Annotated in this window: 14 protein-coding genes and 1 other RNA gene; 8 read left to right on the top strand and 7 right to left on the bottom strand. The window is 70.3% G+C overall.

The features are described 5' to 3' along the window. The first annotated feature begins 69 nt into the window (after positions 1–69). Positions 70–942, top strand: coding sequence for a protease HtpX (gene htpX / locus ACSFA5_RS16765; RefSeq protein WP_435445166.1), 873 nt, complete (start codon positions 70–72; stop codon positions 940–942). Between the two features lie 83 nt (positions 943–1,025). Here htpX and ACSFA5_RS16760 read toward each other — a convergent pair whose 3' ends face one another. The 7 genes from ACSFA5_RS16760 to ACSFA5_RS16730 all read right to left on the bottom strand — a co-directional run bounded on the left by ACSFA5_RS16760 (position 1,026) and on the right by ACSFA5_RS16730 (position 7,699). Beyond that, positions 1,026–2,153 carry a ProQ/FinO family protein gene (locus ACSFA5_RS16760; protein ID WP_435445165.1) on the bottom strand — a complete coding sequence of 376 codons (1,128 nt, stop codon included), beginning with the start codon at positions 2,151–2,153 and terminating at the stop codon, positions 1,026–1,028. A 63-nt stretch (positions 2,154–2,216) separates the two neighbouring features. Then, positions 2,217–2,849, bottom strand: a complete 633-nt coding sequence (locus ACSFA5_RS16755) for a flavin reductase family protein (RefSeq protein WP_435445164.1) — start codon at positions 2,847–2,849, stop codon at positions 2,217–2,219. A gap of 16 nt (positions 2,850–2,865) precedes the next feature. Next, positions 2,866–3,423, bottom strand: a complete 558-nt coding sequence (locus ACSFA5_RS16750; protein WP_435445163.1) for a VUT family protein — start codon at positions 3,421–3,423, stop codon at positions 2,866–2,868. After that, complete coding sequence (locus tag ACSFA5_RS16745) at positions 3,423–5,090, bottom strand: NAD(P)/FAD-dependent oxidoreductase (RefSeq protein ID WP_435445162.1); 1,668 nt, start codon at positions 5,088–5,090, stop codon at positions 3,423–3,425. The genes ACSFA5_RS16750 and ACSFA5_RS16745 overlap by 1 nt, the downstream gene beginning before the upstream one ends. Positions 5,091–5,190: 100 nt before the next feature. After that, positions 5,191–6,111, bottom strand: a complete 921-nt coding sequence (gene cysK / locus ACSFA5_RS16740) for a cysteine synthase A (RefSeq protein WP_435445161.1) — start codon at positions 6,109–6,111, stop codon at positions 5,191–5,193. Between the two features lie 71 nt (positions 6,112–6,182). Beyond that, positions 6,183–6,704 (bottom strand): peptide-methionine (R)-S-oxide reductase MsrB, encoded by a 522-nt coding sequence (gene msrB / locus ACSFA5_RS16735; protein ID WP_435445160.1) that lies wholly within the window; start codon positions 6,702–6,704, stop codon positions 6,183–6,185. Positions 6,705–6,802: 98 nt separating this feature from the next. Beyond that, entirely contained in the window at positions 6,803–7,699 is an 897-nt protein-coding gene (locus tag ACSFA5_RS16730; protein WP_435445159.1) for a DMT family transporter, read from the bottom strand. Between the two features lie 131 nt (positions 7,700–7,830). Here ACSFA5_RS16730 and ACSFA5_RS16725 point away from each other — a divergent pair, with 131 nt between their 5' ends. The 7 genes from ACSFA5_RS16725 to ACSFA5_RS16695 all read left to right on the top strand — a co-directional run bounded on the left by ACSFA5_RS16725 (position 7,831) and on the right by ACSFA5_RS16695 (position 14,498). Then, a complete protein-coding gene (locus ACSFA5_RS16725) occupies positions 7,831–8,625 on the top strand; it encodes an AraC family transcriptional regulator (protein ID WP_435445158.1) in 795 nt (264 codons plus the stop codon). Positions 8,626–8,662: 37 nt separating this feature from the next. After that, positions 8,663–9,020: RNase P RNA component class A (rnpB, locus tag ACSFA5_RS16720), an RNA gene on the top strand. Positions 9,021–9,185: 165 nt separating this feature from the next. Next, entirely contained in the window at positions 9,186–9,653 is a 468-nt protein-coding gene (locus tag ACSFA5_RS16715) for a MarR family winged helix-turn-helix transcriptional regulator (protein WP_435445360.1), read from the top strand. Beyond that, positions 9,654–11,798 carry an FUSC family protein gene (locus tag ACSFA5_RS16710; protein WP_435445157.1) on the top strand — a complete coding sequence of 715 codons (2,145 nt, stop codon included), beginning with the start codon at positions 9,654–9,656 and terminating at the stop codon, positions 11,796–11,798. It abuts the gene before it with no gap. Beyond that, positions 11,795–12,001, top strand: a complete 207-nt coding sequence (locus ACSFA5_RS16705) for a DUF1656 domain-containing protein (RefSeq protein ID WP_435445155.1) — start codon at positions 11,795–11,797, stop codon at positions 11,999–12,001. The genes ACSFA5_RS16710 and ACSFA5_RS16705 overlap by 4 nt, the downstream gene beginning before the upstream one ends. A gap of 14 nt (positions 12,002–12,015) precedes the next feature. Further along, positions 12,016–12,990 carry an efflux RND transporter periplasmic adaptor subunit gene (locus tag ACSFA5_RS16700; protein WP_435445154.1) on the top strand — a complete coding sequence of 325 codons (975 nt, stop codon included), beginning with the start codon at positions 12,016–12,018 and terminating at the stop codon, positions 12,988–12,990. After that, the gene (locus tag ACSFA5_RS16695) at positions 12,987–14,498 is read left to right on the top strand and encodes an efflux transporter outer membrane subunit (protein WP_435445153.1); all 1,512 of its coding nucleotides are present in this window, start codon (positions 12,987–12,989) and stop codon (positions 14,496–14,498) included. The genes ACSFA5_RS16700 and ACSFA5_RS16695 overlap by 4 nt, the downstream gene beginning before the upstream one ends. Positions 14,499–14,505: the final 7 nt, after the last annotated feature.

Genomic DNA, 14,505 nt, shown 5'->3' with positions numbered 1-14,505 from the left:
CCGCGCACGGCTTGAAGAGGGCCCCGGGGCCCTCATCTGGGTGGCAAGTTTCCCCACGGAGAATTCAACTTGAAACGTATCCTGCTGTTCGTCCTGACCAATGTGATGGTCGTCGCCGTACTGGGCGTGGTTGCCAGCCTGCTCGGCGTGAACCGCTTCCTGACGGCCAACGGGCTCAACCTGGGCGCGCTGCTCGGCTTTGCGCTGGTGATGGGTTTCGGCGGCGCGATCATCTCGCTGCTCATCAGCAAGCCCATGGCCAAGTGGACCGCCGGCCTGCGCATGATCGACAACCCCCAGACGCCCGACGAGGCCTGGATCGTCGGCACCGTGCGCAAGTTCGCCGACAAGGCCGGCATCGGCATGCCGGAGGTCGCGATCTTCGAAGGCGAGCCCAACGCCTTCGCGACCGGCGCATTCAAGAACTCGTCGCTGGTGGCGGTGTCCACCGGCCTGCTGCAGGGCATGACGCGCGAGGAGGTCGAGGCCGTCATCGGCCACGAGGTGGCCCACATCGCCAACGGCGACATGGTGACCATGGCGCTGATCCAGGGCGTGATGAACACCTTCGTGGTGTTCCTGTCGCGCGTGATCGGCTATGCGGTCGACAGCTTCCTGCGCCGCGGCGACGACCGCTCGTCGGGCCCCGGCATCGGCTACTACGTGAGCACCATCGTGCTGGACATCGTGCTCGGCTTCGCCGCCGCGATGGTGGTGGCCTGGTTCTCGCGCCACCGCGAATTTCGCGCCGACGCCGGCGCCGCCGCGCTCATGGGCCAGAAGCAACCCATGATCAACGCGCTCGCGCGCCTGGGCGGCCTGCCTGCCGGCGAACTGCCGAAGGCGGTGGAGGCCATGGGCATCACCGGCGGCATGGGCAAGCTGTTCGCGACGCACCCGCCGATCGAAGAGCGCATTGCGGCGCTGCAGAACGTGCGCTGAAAGACCGGGCTGCGGCAAGACTGCAGCACCATGAAAAAAAACCGCCACATCGCTGTGGCGGTTTTTTTTCGTGCGCGGCGCGCTCAGTCTGCGGCGGGCACTACAGGAACCACGGGCACTTCGGGCGCGGCGGGTTCCTGGGCGGTCGCATGCGCTTCGGAGGCGGCGGGCGCCTCGGCTGCGGCTTGCGCTTCAGGCGCTGCTTGCGCGGCAGGTGCCTGCGTTGGCGCTGGCGCCACAGGCGCTGCTTCCGGTGCCTTGGCTGCCACAGGCGCTTCGCGGTCGGTGCGTGCGCGCTGCAGCGTGCGTGTCACGTCGCCGTGCTTCATGCCGTACATGTCGGCAAATTCCTGCTCGCTGCGGCCGCTGGCCTCGAAGGCGCGCAGCAGCGCTTCGCGCTTGGCGGCCTGCTGGGCGAGTTCGGCCAGGGCTTCGTCGACCACGGCGTTGTTGTTCTCGTCGCGCGAGCGCACCAGCACTGCATAGGCCTCGCGGTCCAGGCCCGAGGCCTCGACGGCCTTGGCGATGCGCGCGACCAGCTGCGGGCGCAGGTCTTCGCCGTTGTTGCGCTGCGAGCGGCGGCGGTGGAGTTCGAGGATGGCGTGGTGCACATGCTCGGGCGCGACCGGGTCGAGCGCGTTGCCGTCCAGGTCGTGGCGCGCCAGGCCGGCGGCCACGCTCTCGAGGTAGCGCGTGGAGCGCGCGTGCTGGCCCATGGCGATCTTCAGGTCTTCGGCCTTGAAGTCTTCGGGGTGGCGCGCAAGCAGCTCTTCGTACACACCGAGCTTGAGCGGCAGGAAGCGCGCGCCGAAGAGCTGCGGGTACAGCTCGAACAACCGTTCGAGTGCCGGGCTGACCTTGCGCGGCGTGCGCGAGGGTTGGGCCTGGCCCTGGCCTTGCGCTGCCTGGTTGCGGGGTTGCTGCTGGCGTGGCGGGCGCTGGCCGCCGCCGCCCTGGTTGTTCTGCCGGGGCGGGCGGGACTGACGGCCTTCACGGGGCTCGCGAGGTTCACGTGGCTCGCGAGGTCCACGGGGTTCGCGCGGCGGCTGTGGCTGCGCGGGCGATTCCGCGCTGGCGCCGGCGTCTGCGGCGGCGCCCGTGTCCGCATCGGGACCGGCCTGCAGCTGCTTCAGCTGATCGGCCATGTCCAGTTGCTGGCGCCGGGGCGGGCGCGCGTTCGTCTTGGGGGTGGCGGTGGAAGCGTCGGTCATGCGGGGGGCGCGGCGAGGGGCGCGGTGGAATGAAAGAGGAAAGAAATGAAGTCCGGTGCGCGTTCAGCGCGGCCGGAACATCTTGAAGAGATTGTCGGGGCTGACTTCGAAATAGTCTGCAGGGCCGCCGCCGCGCAAGATCGGCTGCGCCGCTGCGGTGTCGTAGATGCCGTTTTTCAGCAGGTGGCGGGCAATGTGCACGCCCACCACTTCGCCCAGCACCAGCCAGGTTGGCACCGGCGTGCCGTCCACGCCTTCGAGCTGCAGGATCTGCGTGAGCCTGCACTCGAAGGACACCGGGCTTTGGGCCACGCGCGGCACCGTGATGATTGTCGAAGCGGCCGTGGCGAGCCCGGCGAGCTCGAACTCGTTCACCTCGGGCGGCACGGCGGCGCACGACTGGTTCATCTGCTCGGCCAGCGGGCGCGTGGCCAGGTTCCAGCCGAACTCGCGCGTCTGGCGAATGTTGTGCAGGCTGTCCTTGGCGCCGATGCTCGCGAAGCCCACGATGGGCGGCGTGTAGTTGAAGGCGTTGAAGAAGCTGTAGGGCGCGAGGTTGAGCACGCCGTGCGCGTCCTGCGACGAGATCCAGCCGATGGGGCGCGGGCCGACCATCGCGTTGAACGGGTCGTGCGGCAGGCCGTGGCCCTTGGCGGGTTCGTAGAAGTGAAAGTCGGAAAAGTCGTCGTTCGACATGGTGGACCTCAATGGCTCAATGGCTCAGGGCCGAAGCCCGGGCGGCCTGCCGGCCGATCAGCAGCCGGAACGGCAGCAGCATGAGCACGCCCACGCCCAGCTTCACCCCGAGGTCGCCCAGCGCCCAGGTGAGCCAGGGCCCGTCGGTGCCCGCGAAGGCGATGCCCCAGAACACGATGCTGTCGAGCACCGCGGCAATCACCGTGGCCACCAGCGGCGCGCGCCACCAGAGGCCGCGGCGCAGGCGGTCGAACACGCCGATGTCGAGCAGCTGCGAGGCGATGAAGGCCAGCCCCGAGGCCGCCGCGATGCGCGCGGGCGCGAGCAGCAGCGACACCCCCACGGCCACCGCGAAGCCGACCCACGCCACGCGCCGCGCCATGCCGGGACCGAAGCGCCGGTTGACCAGATCGCTCACGAGGTAGGCCACCGGGTAGGTGAAGGCGCCCCAGGTCAGCCAGTCGTTGAGGGCGAACTGCACCAGGATGTTGGACGCGAGCACCACGGCGGCCATGGCCAGCGTGGCCGCGGTCAGTTGGCCGAAGGTGGGGCGCGCGAAGTGCATGGCGTGCATCAGACGCTCGCGGTGCGTTCGCGCTCGGACGCGGCCCGCACGGCGTGCGCCACGGCCTCGGCCACCTTGATGCCGTCCACGCCGGCCGACAGGATGCCGCCCGCGTAGCTCGCGCCTTCGCCGGCGGGGTACAGGCCGCGCACGTTGAGGCTCTGGAAGTCGTCGCCGCGCGTGATGCGGATGGGCGACGAGGTGCGCGTTTCCACACCCGTGAGCACCGCGTCGTGGGTGTCGAAGCCCTTGATCTTGCGGCCGAAGGCGGGGAAGGCCTCGCGCATGGCCTCGATGGCGTAGGCGGGCAAAGCCTGGTGCAGGTCGGTGGGCGTCACGCCGGGCTTGTACGACGGGGTGATGCTGCCGAGTGCGGTGGACGGCTTGCCGGCCACGAAGTCGCCCACCAGCTGGCCGGGCGCGTGGTAGTTGCTGCCGCCGAGCACGTAGGCGTTCGATTCGAGTTCGCGCTGAAGGGCGATGCCCGCGAGCGCATCGCCGGGGGCATTCGCCTCCCACCCCGGAAAGTCCTTCGGGTCGATGCCCACCACGATGCCCGCGTTGGCGTTGCGCTCGTTGCGCGAGTACTGGCTCATGCCGTTGGTGACCACGCGGCCCGGCTCGCTGGTGGCCGCGACCACGGTGCCGCCGGGGCACATGCAGAAGCTGTACACCGAGCGGCCGTTGCTGGCGTGGTGCACCAGCTTGTAGTCGGCCGCGCCCAGCAGCGGGTGGCCCGCATGGCGGCCCCAGCGCGCGCGGTCGATCAGGCCTTGCGGGTGCTCCACGCGAAAGCCGATGGAGAAGGGCTTGGCCTCGATGTGCACGCCGCGCGCATGCAGCATCTCGAAGGTGTCGCGCGAGCTGTGGCCCAGCGCCATCACGACGTGGTCGGCGCGCAGGTCGCTGCTGGTGCCAGTCGCCTGGTCGAGCACCGTCAGGCCACGCAGGTGGCCGTTCTCGATGTGCACGTCGGTCACGCGCTGCTCGAAGCGGATCTCGCCGCCCAGCGCCACGATCTGCTCGCGGATGTTCTCCACCACCTTCACCAGCTTGAAGGTGCCGATGTGCGGATGCGCGACGTAAAGGATTTCGGGGGGCGCGCCGGCCTTCACGAACTCTTCCATCACCTTGCGGCCGAGGAAGCGCGGGTCCTTGATCTGGCTGTACAGCTTGCCGTCGGAAAAAGTGCCGGCGCCGCCTTCGCCGAACTGCACGTTCGACTCCGGGTCGAGCGTGCTCTTGCGCCACAGGCCCCAGGTGTCGCGGGTGCGCTGGCGCACGGTCTTGCCGCGTTCGAGCACGATGGGCCTGAAGCCCATCTTCGCGAGCATCAGCGCCGCGAAGATGCCGCAGGGGCCGAAGCCGATCACCACCGGGCGCGCGGTGCCTTCGGGTGCATCGGCCGGCGGCGTGTAGCGCATGTCGGGCGCGGCCTGGATGTGCGGGTGGCCCGCGTGCTGCGCGAGCAGGCTGGCCTCGAGCGTCGCGTCGGTCAGCTGCACGTCGCAGATGTAGACCGTGAGCAGCTCGACCTTGCGCGCGTCGAAGCTGCGCTTGTAGACGGTGTGCGAGGCGATCGCGTCGGGCGCAACGGCCAGCGTTCTTGCGATCAGGGTGACCAGCGCGTCGGGCGCGTGGTCGAGGGGGAGTTTGAGTTCGGAGATTCTCAGCATGGGGACGGCGTAGGGCTTGTGGTTATCAAGCAGGCTGCGCATTTTAAGCGCCCCACGCGCTATGAAAGGGATAGCTGACGGATGGCGCTGTTACCGCCTGTCAGGCCGGCAGGAAGCCTTCGACCGACAGATACCGCTCGCCGGTGTCGTAGTTGAAGCCCAGCACCACCGCGTCGGGTGCCAGCGAAGGCAGCTTCTGCGCGATGGCCGCGAGCGTCGCGCCCGACGAAATGCCGACCAGCATGCCTTCTTCCTGCGCGCAGCGGCGCGCCATTTCGCGCGCCGGTTCGGCGTCGACCTGCAGCACGCCGTCGAGCAGCGAGGTGTCCAGGTTCTTCGGAATGAAGCCCGCGCCGATGCCCTGGATCGGGTGCGGCGCCGGCGCGCCGCCGGAGATCACGGGCGAGGCCACCGGCTCCACCGCGAACACCTGCAGCCGGGGCCACTTCTTCTTCAGCACCCGCGCCACGCCGGTGATGTGGCCGCCCGTTCCCACCCCGGTGATGAGCACGTCGATGCCGTCGGGAAAGTCGGCCGCGATTTCCTCGGCCGTGGTGCGCACGTGCACCTCCACGTTGGCCGGGTTGTTGAACTGCTGCGGCATCCACGCGCCGGGCGTGCCGGCCACGATTTCCTCGGCGCGGGCAATGGAGGCCTTCATGCCGCCGGCGCGTGGCGTCAGGTCGAAGGTGGCGCCGTAGGCCAGCATCAGGCGGCGGCGCTCGACGGACATGCTGTCGGGCATTACCAGAATGAGCTTGTAGCCCTTGACGGCCGCCACCATCGCCAGGCCGATGCCGGTGTTGCCCGAGGTGGGCTCCACGATGGTGCCGCCGGGCTTGAGCGCGCCGCTTTGCTCGGCGTCTTCGATCATCGCCAGCGCGATGCGGTCCTTGATCGAGCCGCCGGGGTTGGCGCGCTCGGACTTGATCCACACCTGCTGCTTCGCGTTGCCGAACAGGCGGTTGATGCGGATGTGCGGCGTGTTGCCGATGGTCTGGAGGATGTTCTGGGCCTTCATGGGTCGTGTCTCCTGGAATGCAATGCGTGGGTCGGACGGACAGCGCGCATTGTGAGACCAGCCCAAGACCCTCATGCCGTTCCGGGTGAGAACTTCATCGCCACGCCGTTCATGCAGTAGCGCAGCCCGGTGGGCTTGGGCCCGTCGTCGAACACATGGCCCAGGTGGCCGCCGCAGCGGCTGCAGTGCACCTCCGTGCGGGCCATGCCGAAGCTGCGGTCGGTGTGCTCGCCCACGGCCTTGTCCAGTGGCTGCCAGAAGCTGGGCCAGCCGGTCTTGCTGTCGAACTTGGTTTTGGAGGAGAACAGGTCGAGCGCGCAGCCCGCGCAGGCAAAGCGCCCGGCCCGGTGCTCGTCGTTCAGCGGGCTCGTGTAGGGGCGCTCGGTGCCTTCCTGGCGCAGCACCGCGAACTGGTTGGCGTCGAGCAGCTTGCGCCATTCGGCCTCGGTGCGGGTGACCGCGAATTTCTCGTTCTCCGCGGCCTGCGCCGGGCGGGTGCCCGCGCCGAACAGGCCGAGGGATTGGGCCACGGCCAGCCCCAGGGTCGAGGCGCCTGCGGCAAGGGCGAAGCGGCGTCCAGTTTTTTGCGTCATGACAGGCCTTCAGTCGGTGGTGGCAGGGTTTTTTCGAATGCAACTCCTAGTTCGCGCCGACGGGGCGCGGGGTTACAGCAGCCCGGCGCTTTCGCCGCTCACCCCACCACCGCCCGGCTGCGCCGCAGCGGCGCCTTCCACAGCTCCGCCAGCAGCACGCCCGCCACCGTCAGCACGCCGCCGACCGCGTGGTACGCCGCCAGCGACTCGCCGATGACCGCCGCGGCGATGAGCGCGGTGAACAGCGGAATCAGGTTGAAGAACATGCTTGCGCGGCTCGGGCCGATGCGGGCCACGGTGTGCATCCACAGCAGCGGCGCGATCATCGAAGCGCCCAGGCCTGCAAAACCGACCAGCGGCAGGTTGGCGGCCGACAGGCCCATCTTCGGCGTGAGCAGGTACAGCGGCAGCAGCGCGACGACGGCCACCACGATCTGCAGGTACAGCATCTGCAGCGCGGGCACGTTCTTCATGCCCCAGCGCTTGAGCAGGATCACGTAGACGGCGTAGGCCAGCATGGCCAGCAGCATCAGGCCGTCGCCCAGGTTCGCGCCGCTTTTCATCAGCGTGCCCAGGTGGCCCGACGACACCACCACCAGCACCCCCGCGATCGACAGCGCCGAGCCCGCCACCGCGCCGGCCGTGAGCCGCTGGCCCAGCAGCAGGATCGACAGCGCCAGCACCATCATCGGCGTGAGCGAGCCGATGATCCCCATGTGCGTGGCCGTGGTCAGGTAGGCCGCGTAGTAGGCCAGGCTCTGGTAGACCACCATGCCCAGCAGCCCGAGCACCGCGATGCGGCCCAGCTGCGGGCGAATCGCGCCCCAGTTGCGCAGCACCGGGCGCAGCGCCAGCGGCGTGAAGAGCAGGGCGGCCAGCAGCCAGCGGTAGAAGCTGATCTCGGCCGGCGCAATGGTGCCGGCGGCCATCTTGCTGACGACGGTGTTGCCCGACCAGATGACGACGGCGAGCAGGGGAAAGGCGCAGGGCCACATGACAGGGAGCTTTCTTCGGAGTGCAGGGCTATCATCGACGCGTCCGTCCTGCGGCATATAGCTCGATCAGGACATATCGTCCGGCGTTACGGACTCCTTGCCCCCGAGAACCCCCGCCGAGGACCCCCGCCATGGCCACCGCATCGCGCTACCTGCCGATCCAGGACGTCGAGGGCATGCCCGGCCCGTTCTATTTCCGCTATGACGAGTTCGGCGCCGACACGCTTGCCGCGCCGCACAGCCACACCTGGGGCCACCTGAACTACGCAGCCCACGGCACGATGCAGATGGAGACCGAGGGCCTGCGCTTCCTGTCGCCGCCGCAGTACGCGGTGTGGATTCCGCCCCACGTGGTGCACGGCTGCACCTTGCGCCACGCCATCGTCTACCGCTCGATCTACATCGCGCCCGGCCTGTGCGGGCCACTGCCCGCAGAGGCCTGCACGGTGCGCATCAGCCCGATCATTCGCAGCGTGCTGGCCGACTTCGCGGCGCGCGACCTGCACGTGCCGGCCACGCCCGCCGACCTGCGCCTGGCCCACGTGGTGGTCGACCAGCTTGCCGTGGCCGAGGTGCAGCGCAGCTACCTGCCGGCGGCGGCGTCGCCCGCGCTCGTTTCCGTGCTCGAGGCGCTTCAGGCCGAGCCCGGCGACCACCGCCCGCTGGCCGACTGGGCTGCGAGCGTGCACATGACCGAGCGCACCCTGGCGCGCCAGTGCCAGCGCGAGCTGGGCATGTCGTTCGGCGACTGGCGCCAGCGGCTGCGCTTCCTGCGCGCCATCGACGCGCTGGAGGCCGGCCGCACGGTGCAGGAGATCGCGTTCGACCTGGGCTACAGCACCGCCTCGGCCTTCATCGCGATGTTCCAGCGCGAGGCCGGCACCACGCCCGAGCAATACCGGCGCGAGTTCTGCGGCATGGCCTGAAGGGGCGCTTTCGGCATGAGGCGATAATCTGCCCCGTGAAGCACGCCAGACCGCCGCTGGTGCAAGCCCGCAAGGGGCGACGCCGCAAGGCGCCGTGTCGAAAGACCGCACTGGAGGAACGTCCGGACTGCACAGGACAGCGCAGGAGTTAACGACTCTCCACCGTGAGGTGAGGATCAGAGCAACAGAGACGAGCCGATTCAGTTCGGGTGAAACGGGCAATCTCTGCGCGCAGCAACACCAAGTAGGCCAGTATCGAGGTGGTTCCGCTGAGCTGGCGGGTAGGTGGCATCGAGCCGTTTGGCGACAAACGGCCCAGAGTAATGGCGGTCACGTCGAGGGTTTCGCAAGAGGCCTTCGATGCACAGAATCCGGCTTATCGGCGGGCTTCACACTTTTCTTTCCCCTTTTCGTTTCGCGCGCCTTCGCCCTGAAGGCGCGCGGCAGCGTTGCCGCCTGCACGAATCAGTAGTAACCCGTATGATCGGTAGCAGACTAACTATTAGGCAGCTACCGTGATCGACTCCGATACCCTCCCACAGCCGCGCGAACAGGCGCTGATGCGGCTCGGCACGTCGCTCGCGGTGCTGCAGCGCGGCTACCGCGCGGCGGCCGACAAGGCGGTGGCGCACGTCGGCGTGTCGCAGACGCTGGCCTACCCCATCGTGATGCTCGGGCGCATGAACGGCGAAGTGCGCCAGGGCGTGCTGGCCGAGGCGCTGGGCATCGAAGGCCCGTCGCTGGTGCGCTCGGTCGACCAGCTGGTCGAGGCGGGCCTGGTCGAGCGCCGCGAAGACCCGGCCGACCGCCGCGCCAAGACCCTGCACCTCACCGAGGCCGGCAGGGCCACCTGCGAGCCCATCGAGGCCGCCTTGACGCTGATGCGCGCGTCGCTGTTCGACGGCCTGCCCGACGCCGACATTGCCGCCTGCCTGCGCGTGTTCGGTGTGCTCGAAGAGCGCATGGGCGTTCGCGCCGTGCAGAACCCGCCCGCGCAGCCTGCGCTTGCGCAGGAAGGGCGCAAGTAGATGACCGCGCTCAGCCTGCCGCGCTTCACCCGCGCGGAGCTTCTCTTTTCCGGCAAGAGCTTCGCCGCCGCCATGCTGGCGATGTACCTCGCCAGCCGCGCCGGCCTGCCGCGCCCGTTCTGGGCGCTCATGACCACCTATGTCGTGGCCCATCCGCTGGCCGGCGCGGTGCGCTCCAAGGCGCTGTACCGCTTCTGCGGCACGCTCATCGGCAGCACCGCGACCGTGCTGCTGGTGCCCGCGCTGTCCAACGCGCCCGAGCTGCTGACGCTGGTGCTCGCGCTGTGGGTCGGGCTGTGCCTGTGCATCTCGCTGTTCGACCGCACGCCGCGCTCGTACGTGTTCATGCTCGCGGGCTACACCGCTGCGCTGATCGGCTTTCCGTCGGTGCAGACGCCGCTCGCCCTGTTCGACACCGCCGTGGCGCGGGTGGAAGAAATCGGCCTGGGCATCTTCTGCGCCACGCTGGTTCACAGCCTGGTGTTTCCCGCGGGGCTCGCGCCGACCGTGCTCGGCCTGCTCGACCGCACGCTGGTGGACGCGCGCAAGTGGCTCGGCGACCTGCTGCAGCCCGCTGTACAGGGCGGCGCCCGTGCCAATGCCGACCCCAGGCGCCTGGACGACGACCGCCGCCGCCTGGCCGGCGACATCACGCAGCTGCGACTGCTTTCCACCCACGTGCCCTTCGACACCACGCACCTGCGCTGGACCGCCGGCGCCATCCGCGCCATGCAGGACCGCGTGGCCGCGCTCACGCCCGCGCTCTCCGCCGTCGAAGACCGGCTGCAGGCGCTGGCACAGGCCGAAGGCGCACTGGCGAGCGACGTGACGGCCGTGCTCGCGCAGGCCTCGCAATGGCTGCGCGAAGAAGCCGAGCCTGCTGCCGACGCTGCGGCCCGAGCGACCCGCGCCGAACGCCTGCAAGCCCTGCGCCGTGCCATCGACGCGCTGAGCGCCAACCCTGCCGGCGCACCGACACAGCCGACCCCCTGGGGCCGCGCCCTGCGCATCGGCCTGGCCGGCCGCCTCGAAGAACTGGTCGACGGCTGGACCGCCTGCGCCCAGTTGCGCATCGACATCGACGAAGGCCTGAAGGGCGCCGCGCCGCTGCGCCGCACCGCCGCGCTCGGCGCCCGCGTGCTGCACCGCGACTACGGCATGGCGCTGCTGTCGGCGCTGGCCGCCGTCATCGCCATTTGCCTGTGCGGCGCGTTCTGGATCCTTACCGGCTGGCCCATGGGCTCGGCCGCCACCATGATGGCCGCCGTGTTCTGCTGCTTCTTCGCCACCATGGACGACCCGGTGCCGGCCATCCACGGCTTCCTGAAGTGGACGCTGTGGTCGGTGCCCATTTCCGCGCTCTACGTGCTGGTGCTGATGCCCACGGTGCAGGACTTCGGCATGCTGGTGGTGATCTGCGCGCCGCTCTTTCTGCTGCTGGGCCTGTACCTGCCCCGCCCCACGCATTTCATGCCCGCGATGGCATTGATCTTCGGCGTGGCCGGCACGCTCGCGCTGCACGACACCGCCAGCTCCGACCTGGTGAGCTTCATCAACAGCATGATCGGCCAGATCGTCGGCGTGGTGGTCGCCGCGCGCGTCACCCGGCTGGTGCGTTCGGTGGGTGCCGACTGGAGCGCGCGCCGCATCCAGCGCGCCACCTGGCGCGAGCTGGGCGACATGGCCGCCTCTTCTCAGCCGCAGTACGCGCAGAGCGATGCGTACGCCGTGCGCATGCTCGACCGCATCGGCCTGCTCGCGCCGCGCATCGCGCAGGCGGGCGGCACGGTCGAAGGCGTGGCCGCCAACGACGCGCTGCGCGACCTGCGCATGGGCGCCGACATCGCCGTGCTGCAGCGCGTGCGCGCGCAGTTGCCGATGGCCACTGCCGCTGCGCTGCTGGGCAACATCTCGCGCTTCTTCCGCCAGCGCGCCGAAGGCGGCATGAACCCGCGCCCGGCGAGCCTGCTGCCGCAGATCGACGAAGCCCTGAATGCGGTGCTCGAAGCGCGCAACGCTGCCGCTTCGTCCGCTTCTGCCGCATCGCGCGCCGCCGTCACCGCCCTGGTCGGCCTGCGCCGCAACCTCTTCCCCGACGCGCCGCCCCTGCGGGCGAGCGCACCCGTTCAAGGAGCTTGCGCATGATCGGCGAAGCCAGTTTCTACGGCCTGTACCTGCCCTGGATCATGGTGCTGGCCCTCGGCGCGTTCGTGGCCCTGTGGGCCGTACGCCGCCTGCTCGCGGCCACCGGCGTGTACCGCTGGGTGTGGCACCCCGCGCTGTTCGACATGGCGCTCTACCTGCTGCTGCTCTACGCGCTGAGCCGCGCCACCTCCTACCTTCAATGAATGACGAGATTCCCATGAAAGCCAGTTTCCTCTCCGACAACCCCTGGGCACCCCGCGCGGGCCGCGTGCTGCTGACCGTGGCCGTGGTGGCCGCCGCCGTGTGGGCGGGCTTTCGCCTGTGGGACCACTACGAACTCGCGCCGTGGACGCGCGACGGCCGCGTGCGCGCCAACGTGGTCCAGATCGCGCCCGACGTGTCGGGCCTGGTCACCGCCGTGCCCATTCGCGACAACCAGTCGGTGGCCGCCGGCACGCTGCTGTTCGAGGTGGACCGCGCGCGCTACGACCTGGCCGTGCGCCAGGCGCAGGCCGCGCTCGCCGCGCAGCGCGCCATGAGCGCCCAGGTGCAGCGCGAAAACCAGCGCAACGTGGGGCTGAGCGACCTCATCTCGAAGGAGTCGCGCGAACAGACCCGTTCGCGCGTCGAGCAGATGCAGGCCGCCGTCGCGCAGGCCGAGGTCGCGCTGGACGCTGCCCGCCTCAACCTGCAACGCGCCGAAGTGCGCGCGCCCACCGCCGGCCTGGTCACCAACCTCGACCTGCGCCAGGGCAGCTACGCCGCGGCGGGCCGCCCCGTGCTCGCTCTGGTCGATGCGCAGTCGTTCTACGTCGAAGGCTATTTCGAGGAAACCAAGCTGCCCCGCATCCACCTGGGCGACCGCGTGCGCGTGACGCCGATGGGCGGCGGCGCGGTGCTCGAAGGCGCGGTCGACAGCGTGGCCGCCGGCATTGCCGACCATGACCGCTCCACCAGCGCCAACCTGCTGCCCAGCGTGAACCCCACCTTCAACTGGGTGCGCCTGGCGCAGCGCATTCCGGTGCGCATCAAGCTCGACCCGCTGCCGCAAGGCGCGCGCCTCGTGTCGGGCCAGACGGTCACGGTGCAGGTGCTGGACAACAAGACGGCGCGCAACGCGACGGCCACCGAAGCCGGCGCCACATCCGCCACACCCGCCGCACCCGCCGCGGTGGCACCGCAGAAGGGATGAACACCATGACGACCCGCTTCGTCTTTCGCATCGCGACGCTGGCCGCCGCGGCCGCGCTCGCGGCCTGCGCGGCGGTCGGCCCCGACTACAGGCAGCCGCCCGAAGCCGTGGCCAGCCAGGGCGCCGCCGGCAAGCCTTTCGCGGGCGCCGCCGCAGGCTCGCCCGCCAGCGCCGCGCCGCTGCCCGCCCACTGGTGGCGCCTGTACCACGACCCGCTGCTCGACCGCCTCGTCGAGCAGGCGCTGGCCCACAACACCGACCTGCGCCAGGCCGTGGCCAACCTCGAGCGCGAGCGCGCCATCGACGAGGAAGTGGCCGGCGGCAAGTACCCCACCCTCGGCGTGAGCGGCGGCCCGTCGGTCGGCCACCAGTCGGGCATCCAGCTGCTGCAGCGCGGCTACGAGCCGCCGACCACCTTCAACTACAGCCTGGGCGCCTCGTTGTCGTACCAGGTCGACCTGTTCGGCCAGCTGCGCCGCGCCATCGAGGCCTCCGCCGCCAACACCGAAGCCGCCGAAGCCGCGCTCGACCTGGTGCGCGTGAACGTCGCCGCAGGCACCGCGCGTGCCTACGCCGAAGCCTGCTCCACCGGCCTGCGCCTTCAGATCGCGCAGAAGTCCGTCAGCCTGCAGAAAGACGCGGTGAACGTCACCGAGCGCCTGCAGAGCGCCGGGCGCGCGGGCGCCATCGACGCGGGCCGCGCCCGCGCGCAGCTGCAGTCGCTCAACGCCGCGCTGCCGCCGCTGCAGGCCGGCCGCCAGGCCGCGCTGTACCGCCTGGCCACGCTCACCGGTGCGCTGCCGCAAGACTTTCCGCGCGAAGTGGCCGCCTGCACCACGCCGCCGCGCGTGGCCGGCGTGCTGCCCGTGGGCGACGGCGCCGCGCTGCTGCGCCGCCGGCCCGACATCCGCCAGGCCGAGCGCACGCTGGCCGCGTCCACCGCGCGCATCGGCGTGGCAACGGCCGACCTGTACCCGCACGTGTCGATCGGCCTGTCGGCGATGTCGGCCAGCACCGCCGCCGATTTCGGCCGCAAGGACAGCATGAGCTACAGCCTCGGCCCGCTGATCTCGTGGACGATTCCGAACACCGGCGTGGTCCAGTCGCGCATCGCGCAGGCCGAGGCCGGCACCCGCGGCGCGCTCGCCCGGTTCGACGGCACCGTGCTCACCGCGCTGCGCGAGACCGAGACCGCGCTGGGCAACTACGCCCGCGAGCTCGACCGCCGCGCCGCGCTGGAAGCCTCGCGCGACCAGAGCGCCATCGTGGCGCAGCAGGCGCGCCAGCTCTACCAGAACGGCCGCACCGGCTACCTCGACTCGCTCGACGCCGAGCGCGCGCTGGCCGCGAGCGAATCGGCGCTGGCCGCCAGCCAGGCGCAGCTGTCCGACGACCAGGTGACGCTTTTCATGGCACTGGGCGGCGGCTGGGAGCCCGACGATACGAACCTCGCCCAGGCCGACCTGCCCGGCAACACGCCCGCCCGCGCAACCGCCACCAAGCAATGACCCCCAC

The organism is Variovorax monticola (assembly GCF_051216855.1).
Lineage (GTDB): Bacteria > Pseudomonadota > Gammaproteobacteria > Burkholderiales > Burkholderiaceae_C > Variovorax.
The sequence above is the reverse complement of the archived record's forward strand: the minus strand, read 5'-3'. Positions and strand labels throughout refer to the sequence as shown.

Bases quoted from the DNA above. Each gene is read 5' to 3' on its own strand.
- cysK (WP_435445161.1), bottom strand. From the start codon at position 6,111: ATGAAGGCCCAGAACATCCTCCAGACCATCGGCAACACGCCGCACATC.
- msrB (WP_435445160.1), bottom strand. From the start codon at position 6,704: ATGACGCAAAAAACTGGACGCCGCTTCGCCCTTGCCGCAGGCGCCTCG.
- ACSFA5_RS16725 (WP_435445158.1), top strand. From the start codon at position 7,831: ATGGCCACCGCATCGCGCTACCTGCCGATCCAGGACGTCGAGGGCATG.
- ACSFA5_RS16750 (WP_435445163.1), bottom strand. From the start codon at position 3,423: ATGCACGCCATGCACTTCGCGCGCCCCACCTTCGGCCAACTGACCGCG.
- ACSFA5_RS16705 (WP_435445155.1), top strand. From the start codon at position 11,795: ATGATCGGCGAAGCCAGTTTCTACGGCCTGTACCTGCCCTGGATCATG.
- ACSFA5_RS16695 (WP_435445153.1), top strand. From the start codon at position 12,987: ATGAACACCATGACGACCCGCTTCGTCTTTCGCATCGCGACGCTGGCC.
- ACSFA5_RS16715 (WP_435445360.1), top strand. From the start codon at position 9,186: ATGCGGCTCGGCACGTCGCTCGCGGTGCTGCAGCGCGGCTACCGCGCG.
- ACSFA5_RS16755 (WP_435445164.1), bottom strand. From the start codon at position 2,849: ATGTCGAACGACGACTTTTCCGACTTTCACTTCTACGAACCCGCCAAG.
- ACSFA5_RS16700 (WP_435445154.1), top strand. From the start codon at position 12,016: ATGAAAGCCAGTTTCCTCTCCGACAACCCCTGGGCACCCCGCGCGGGC.
- ACSFA5_RS16760 (WP_435445165.1), bottom strand. From the start codon at position 2,153: ATGACCGACGCTTCCACCGCCACCCCCAAGACGAACGCGCGCCCGCCC.
- ACSFA5_RS16730 (WP_435445159.1), bottom strand. From the start codon at position 7,699: ATGTGGCCCTGCGCCTTTCCCCTGCTCGCCGTCGTCATCTGGTCGGGC.
- ACSFA5_RS16745 (WP_435445162.1), bottom strand. From the start codon at position 5,090: ATGCTGAGAATCTCCGAACTCAAACTCCCCCTCGACCACGCGCCCGAC.
- ACSFA5_RS16710 (WP_435445157.1), top strand. From the start codon at position 9,654: ATGACCGCGCTCAGCCTGCCGCGCTTCACCCGCGCGGAGCTTCTCTTT.